Below are 7,446 nucleotides of genomic sequence, written 5' to 3'. Positions count from 1 at the left end.
CACCACCTCGCCATACCCCGCCACCCCCCCTCCTCCCCCCTCCCGCGACCCGGTCAGCTTGATAGGAAATCTACTCCACAATCCAGCGGTTTAACGTATTATATCGGCCTTCCAGCACAATTTTATAAAAACCAGTAGGCAGTTTCGATACGTCGATAACGGTTTTGCCGACTTTGACAGGCACTTCGACCATCTGCTGATACGTATCGGGTTTGCCTTCTTCGAACGTATTGGTTGTTGAAAGCCAGATCTTAACCGTTCCTTCTGGGTCAATGGGAGTCCAGGTTAACGTAATACGTTTGTCTTCTTTCTGGACGACTGGTTGCCTCAGCGATAACTTGCCTGTCAGCGGAATGCCGTCAATTTCGAACGCCTGATTTTTGGGGATTTTTAGATTTAGATGCTGCGCCATCGTGGGCATGATGTCGACAATGGCGGGCGTTGATTTCCGGAAATACGTATTGAGCCCTTTGGCATTAGTGACAATCCAGGTGTTACGTTCCCGATCTGATTGACCACCGTGGTCTTTACCGGTATTGGCTGTCCGACCGTGGTCGGTTGTGATGAATATTTGCCAGTCTTCGCCGAAAGTTTTCTGCCGGTGCTGCACCGCTTTCCAGAGTCGGCCCATCTGGTTATCCATGATTTTAACTGCGTCGTAGAAACGGTCACTATCGCCGTACCGATGCCCCATGTCATCGGTATATTCCAGATAAACCCAGGTCAAATCCGGTCCTTGCTTGGTCAGATACGTAGCAGCTGCGTCAGTTACCTTCTCGTCGATTTTATGAATGTACTGCGAATCGTTATCGTGCGGGAACTGAGCTGTATCTATCTCCAGACCATCGAACGAATGGTCGATACGTAACGGCTGAGTTTCGTGAAGACCCTCGCCAATCAGCTTCGTACGATTATCCAGCCAGGTCGAGAAAACAGCCGTTTTCTTCTGCGGATATTGATCTTCAAGAAAGCGAAATATGGTCCAGTAGTGGTAATTGGGGGCTTTGATGCTGTTGTCCCAGACGTTGTGTTTGTTCACCCACGTACCAGTCAGTAAACTGTTATAGCCCACTGCCGAAATGGTTGGCGTTTGTGAATACGTCCCTTTCTGACCGCCCACATAAGCCCGAACGTAGCCGCCTTCTCTCGCAATGGCATCCAGATGAGGGGTTTCAACTTTTTCAATGACGTCGGCCGGAATGCCATCAACGATTACGAATAATACCTTGTTCTTGTTGATCTGCGCCAAACTCGTAGAGGCACTGAACAAGACCACAAACCAAAGGAAAATAAAGTACCTAAACAGGCGATTTATCATTAGAAGAATCTGTAACGATAGAAGTTGGAACTTACCTGCAAACACAACCTGTGACCGTATTTGTAGGTAAGTTGCGTTAATTTATCAAGAAATTTACCAACCAAAAATCTGTTTCAACTGTGGATTGAACAACACCTGCTGCTGTGGTACAGGCCGGTAGTAGAACTTGGGTTCTTCAAATTTACGGGAAGCGGTTTCCGTAGCCATAGTGCCGCCGTTTGCTCCATTACGTAGATAAACTGTTACGTCGTCGCTGGTGCTGCCGGCCCGGTAATAAATCAGCGTAATGCCCAGCGAATTTTTTTCCTTATTCTGTTCCGCCGGGATAGACGTAGCTTTATCAATCAGGACGATATCATCAACGCCATCGCCTGTCAGGTCATAATTTCCGAGTTTGGGAAAATACATACCTTCAGGAATACGAGCCAATAAATTACCAGCCTGCCAGCGCATTAGATCGTCGTATCGGGAATTTTCAAAGGCCATTTCGACTCGCCGTTCGCGCCGGATTTCCAGCAGTACACCTCGGTTATTTCCACTGAGATTAGGATATTTTTCGGCTAGAAACGGGTCAATAACTGCATTCGCTTTGACTAGATCGAGATTGGGCAGACCAGCACGCTTACGTAGCAGATTGATCGACCTGTCCAGATCGACCTGAGTTAGTTTGCTTAGTTCGGCCTGGGCTTCGGCGTAAATCAGCAGCCCTTCAGCGTAGCGATAAACCGGGAAATCGACCCTGCCCTTAACCGAGGCTACTGTGGTATTAATGAACCCTTTTAACTGGTGGTAACCCGTGAAATTCTTGTTCAGCCGTTGAATATATGGTTGAGTATCGGGCTGACGAATCCAGGCTGGATACACTACTATTTGGTAAAGGCGGGGATTACGGTTCTGAAATTCCTGGACAAATCCGAATTGTTGATAACCCGTTTGGCCAGAAAAAAGCTACCATCTTTCATCAGATACGTTTGCACCAAATCGCGGGAAGGGGCTTGTTCATAATCGCCGAAAACAAAGAAATTCTGACCTCCGTTACGTTTTTTGTCAACGCCATATATGTTTGCCAGAATCACTTCAGAGTTGGTCAGAAGGTTTTGGCTGGCAAACAACGTAGCGTAATCTTCAGCAGGCTTGCCAGTATTATAAACCGAAAATTTCCCTGAAGAGATGATCTCATTGGATACAATAGCTGCCGTTTCCAGAAACGTATCGGCAGTCGCTTTCAAATTAAGTTCGTTGTGGTATTTACGAAACGTACCTTCATGCAAGGCCACGCGAGCCTGGAACAGCTTTACCGCCCACTTGCCGGGGGGACCGGTCGGAACCTCCTCTCGCACGTTGGCGGCTGCAAAAGCAAGGTCGGCCATTACGCTGTCCATAACCATTGAACGGGAATCGCGCGCTTTGAACAGGTCCTTATCGTCGGGACTTAGCGTTCCCGAATACCACGGTACGTCGGAATAACGATTAACCTTGTCGAAATAAAAACTAGCTCGATAGTAGCGGGCTAAACCAACGTAGTGATTGCTGACCGTAACCGGAACAACTGCCTTCCGGTAATTGCTCAGGAAATAATTAATGTTACGTAGCCGTTCCCAACTCCAACCCGACGTAATGTTCTGAGCGGTGGGGTACCCGTCATAATCGTTTTCACTTCTACGGCGCCCGTGGTGGCGGCATTATCTGTATTTTGTTCGTTCAGGTACGAATCCGTCCCCGGTATCGATACCAGGCCATTGATATACAGTGACAGATCTTCTTCTGTATTGAAGAATAATTCAGGCGATATGGCCGTCTGTGGGTAGCGATCCAGAAAATCGTCCTTGCAGGCAACAGTCCCGACGAGTAAACTGCTTAGCAGGATTACGGTATTGTCTTTTTCATGATTGTCTGAGGAGATGAAATTAAAGGTCGATATTCAGCCCAAATGCCATTTTTCGCTGGAACGGGTAAGCCCAGCCATAGCCGTCATTGATCGATTCCGGATCTACGTATAGCGCTTAATGAATTTTCTGAACCAGAGTCATAAATGTTGTTGAGAATGACACCTTAATGAGTTACACTAACAACAACTCTTATCATGAAATATAGTTTATTTTTTAAGATGCTTTTTTTTGTTTTACAAATACTTATATAGTTGTAAATATTATTTATACGATACTCGTCAAGATATAATTCTTGTGATAATTTTGAAAATTACTTGCTACTTATGTATATAATATAGTAAATATAATATACTTAAATATTGTAATTTTGGAAATATAATGCCGTATACCAATATAAATCAACGTAAAAGCAGCCGGTATCCACTCATATTGAAATACCAGCTACTTTTGAAATAAGTAGATTATTGACTAAGGCAAAGCAAACGCTACGTATTGATTGCCTCGTTTAGCCCCCAACTTGGCACCGCCACAGGCGATCACTACGTATTGTTTACCACCAATCTGATACGTCGATGGCGTAGCAAAACCGGCGGCTGGCAAGTTGGCTTCCCAAAGCAGTTTGCCTGTTTTTTTATCGAAAGCCCGAAATTTCTCGTCTTTCGTGGCAGCAATGAACAGGACGCCACCAGCCGTAACGACTGGACCACCGTAATTTTCGGTGCCCGTATTATCGATACCTTTAGCTTTTAGATCAGCTTCTTCGCCAAGTGGGATTTTCCATTTGTACTCGCCTGTGTTCAAGTCAATTGCACTAAGCGTTCCCCAGGGCGGCTTGATAGCCGGAAACCCCTTACTGTCTTGAAACTTAATGTAGCCCTTTACCTTGTATGGTAAATAGGCTTCTTTGGCTTTAGAGGGATAAGGTGAACTACTAGCCACTTCCTGCTTCTCATCGTTGAAGAGAAAAGATACTAACGCCTGTTTGTCTTCGGCCGATAGGGCTGTAAAACCGGGCATCATGCCTTTGCCGCTGCTGATAATCTGCGTTACATAGGTGCGATCCCGTTTTTGACCAATGTCGACTAGCGACGGGTAGCCGCTACGTGCATTGCCTTTACGTTCTGGGCCGTGGCAGGAAAGGCAGTTTTGTGTATAAACGCGCTGGCCGGGGCTTAGGTGGGCTAAAGCGTCGGCTTTTGGTGCATCAATCATCGTGAACAGCCACGGAATGTCGTTGGCATTGACGTACAGCGTACCCTCTGGATCAGCAGCAGCACCACCCCATTCGGCCCCGCCATCGCAGCCCGGGAACAGTATAGAACCGCGTTTGCTGATCGGTTCGTAAGATCGCTTGCCGACTTTCTGAAAGAGCGCCAGCAATGAATCTTTATCCGTAGAATACGGATTGATATCGGCATCGGTCATAACTTGTCGGGCAAACGGAGCGGGCTTCTGCGGAATGGGCTGTGTAGGCCAACTAACTTCGCCAGGAATATCGGATTTGGGAACAGGTACTTCTTTAATCGGAAAAAGAGGCTTACCCGTGACCCGATCAAACACAAACACTAAGCCCATTTTGGAAACCTGCGCAACCGCGTCGATTTTTTTGCCGTTCTGGGTTACTGTCACCAGATTGGGAGGTGCCGGAAAATCACGGTCCCAAATATCGTGGTGAACCGCCTGAAAGTGCCAGAGTCGTTTGCCCGTTCGGGCGTCGAGAGCCAGCAGACAGTTAGCGAACAGGTTTTGACCAGTGCGATTCCCGCCGTAAAAATCATAAGAAGCTGAGCCTGTAGGAACGAATAAAATACCTCGTTTTCGGTCGACTGCAATACCAGCCCAGTTATTGGCTGCCCCAATATCCGGGTTTTTATAGGCATTTTTCGGCCATGTATCATGCCCAAATTCACCGGGGTAGGGGATGGTTCGGAACACCCACGCGAGCTTACCCGTCCGAACGTTGAATGCCCGGATGTAGCCTGGTGCTCCACCTACATCTTCAGATACTCGCGACGGCATAATGATCAAATCCTCGAACAAGGCTCCGGGCGTGTTAGAAATAACAAACTTGTCTTTTGCTGATTCACCCAAGCCCTGATGCAGATCAGTATGCCCATTTACGCCGAAACTTGGGATTGATTTGCCAGTTTTTGCATCGAGGGCATATAGCATTGAGCCAACGGTATACAGGATGCGTTTGTCGTCGCCCGATTCCCAATACGTAACGCCCCGGCATGTACTATACCAGGCTTTCAGTGGATCACCTGCACGCCAGATTTCTTTACCCGTAGCTGCATCAAGGGCGAATATTTTTACGGTAGGAGTAACCCCATATAATACACCGTCTACAATAATTGGATTCGTCTGAATCTGACCGCTATCAGGAGTTGAATACATCCAGGCTACCTGCAGTTGACTGACATTTTGGGGCGTAATCTGTGTCAGGGAGGAGTAATGATTCCGGTCGGGGCCGCCCAGGTATTCGCTCCAATTGGTACCATCATTTGGGTTGGTATCGGACGTATTCTGACGATACTGAGACCAGCCGAGGGCTAATAGAGCAAAAAATGGCACAAGTAGGAGTGTTCTTTTCATGCAAAAAAAGGTAGTCAATAGTTCTTTCTAAAAGAACCAAGATCGGAGCAACTACCCTTTACTACTGGCCGGCCGGATTAAAAGACTTGACGTAACGAGATCGGCAGTCCATATTACGTCAAAAAAGCCCCGGTTTTTGGCCGGGGCTGATCGTTAGTAATTTTTGTCGGAGCTAAAATCTAGGTAGCGACTATTACTAGTGCCCCGAGAGGTCTGCTGTTCACGACTGTTACGTCGAGGCTGGCTGTTCCCTGCATTGGGTTGCCGCTGTTCGGGGCGGCTGCCTGTGCTGCTACGTTGCTGATTACGGTTATCTTCACGCTGAACAGAATTACCACTTGGTCGTCGTTCATTTGTTCGGGTCGAACTACCGCTCGGTTTTGCATTATGCGACCGATTGTTGTTTTGTCGTTGCTCGTTTGGACGATTAGCACTACGTCCCTGCCGTTGGGCGGGGGGGGGCGTTACAACCGCCATATTTACGTTCAATACAAAAGGATGTTCTTCTACAACGGGTACCTGCTTGCCGATAAGTTTGTGAATATCTTTTAGATACGCCGTTTCTTCGGCATCGCAGAAAGAGAGAGCAATCCCGTCGTTACCAGCTCGACCAGTACGTCCGATTCGGTGAACGTATGTTTCAGGAATATTCGGAAGCTCGTAGTTGATAACGTGCGATAGCTCATCGACGTCAATACCCCGTGCCGCAATATCGGTCGCAACCAGAACACGCGTCTGGCGGGTTTTAAAATTCGATAACGCACGTTGCCGGGCGTTTTGCGACTTGTTGCCGTGAATGGCTTCGGCTTGAATACCAGCTTTTTGCAGGTCTTTAACTACTTTATCTGCACCATGTTTAGTTCGCGCAAAAACCAGCGCCGAACGGATAGCACGGTCGTTCAGAATATGAACAAGTAGTTTCCGTTTATCATCACGACCAACAAAATACATGGCCTGCTGAATCGTATCGGCGGTTGACGAAACGGGAGTTACCTCAACCTTCGCCGGATTATGCAGAATTGTATCGGCCAGCTTTGCTACGTCGGGCGGCATGGTTGCTGAGAAAAACAACGTTTGCCGACGTTCTGGCAGACGTGTGATTACTTTACGCACATCGTGAATAAAGCCCATATCAAGCATACGATCCGCTTCGTCGAGGACGAAAAACTGCACGTCACGTAATGAAACAAACCCCTGGTTCATCAAGTCAAGTAACCGACCAGGTGTTGCAATCAATACGTCTAGACCAGCCTTAAGCGCATTCACCTGACTATGTTGCGAAACACCACCAAAAATGACGGCATGGCGCAGATTCAAATGGCGCCCATAGGCCGCGAAACTTTCGTCGATCTGAATAGCTAGCTCACGTGTTGGTGTGAGTATCAACGTTTTAATGCGTCGGGGCGCTTTGGGGTTCTTGCTACGTTCTTCGTTGAGAAGTTGCAGAATAGGGATAGCAAAGGCCGCTGTTTTGCCGGTACCGGTCTGTGCGCAACCCAGCAGGTCGCGACGGTTTAACAGAATGGGTATGGCTTGTTGCTGAATGGGGGTTGGGGTCGTATACCCTTCCTCGGCAAGTGCTTTCCGGATGGGTTCAATTAAATTTAAATCTGAAAATTGCATGTGTTGGGTGGACGTCGGCAG

General features: G+C 47.7%; 5 protein-coding genes. All 5 read right to left on the bottom strand.

The genetic code is table 11. The features are described from left to right. Positions 1 to 70 precede the first annotated feature (70 nt). The 5 genes from IC229_RS30725 to IC229_RS30710 all read right to left on the bottom strand — a co-directional run bounded on the left by IC229_RS30725 (position 71) and on the right by IC229_RS30710 (position 7,425). Complete coding sequence (locus IC229_RS30725) at positions 71 to 1,318, bottom strand: alkaline phosphatase family protein (protein ID WP_190892114.1); 1,248 nt, start codon at positions 1,316 to 1,318, stop codon at positions 71 to 73. Positions 1,319 to 1,411: 93 nt separating this feature from the next. Beyond that, positions 1,412 to 2,182, bottom strand: a complete 771-nt coding sequence (locus IC229_RS35495) for a RagB/SusD family nutrient uptake outer membrane protein (RefSeq protein ID WP_394355991.1) — start codon at positions 2,180 to 2,182, stop codon at positions 1,412 to 1,414. A 2-nt stretch (positions 2,183 to 2,184) separates the two neighbouring features. Further along, complete coding sequence (locus IC229_RS35490; protein ID WP_223834284.1) at positions 2,185 to 2,700, bottom strand: hypothetical protein; 516 nt, start codon at positions 2,698 to 2,700, stop codon at positions 2,185 to 2,187. A 975-nt stretch (positions 2,701 to 3,675) separates the two neighbouring features. Continuing rightward, positions 3,676 to 5,802: an outer membrane protein assembly factor BamB family protein gene (locus IC229_RS30715; RefSeq protein ID WP_190892112.1), complete on the bottom strand. Its 2,127-nt coding sequence runs from the start codon at positions 5,800 to 5,802 to the stop codon at positions 3,676 to 3,678. A 153-nt stretch (positions 5,803 to 5,955) separates the two neighbouring features. Next, on the bottom strand, positions 5,956 to 7,425 hold the full coding sequence (locus IC229_RS30710; RefSeq protein WP_190892110.1) for a DEAD/DEAH box helicase: 1,470 nt from the start codon (positions 7,423 to 7,425) through the stop codon (positions 5,956 to 5,958). Positions 7,426 to 7,446 lie beyond the last annotated feature (21 nt).

The sequence above is a fragment of the Spirosoma profusum genome (assembly GCF_014699005.1).
Taxonomy (GTDB): domain Bacteria; phylum Bacteroidota; class Bacteroidia; order Cytophagales; family Spirosomataceae; genus Spirosoma; species Spirosoma profusum.
This window is presented reverse-complemented; position numbering and strand designations above follow the sequence as displayed.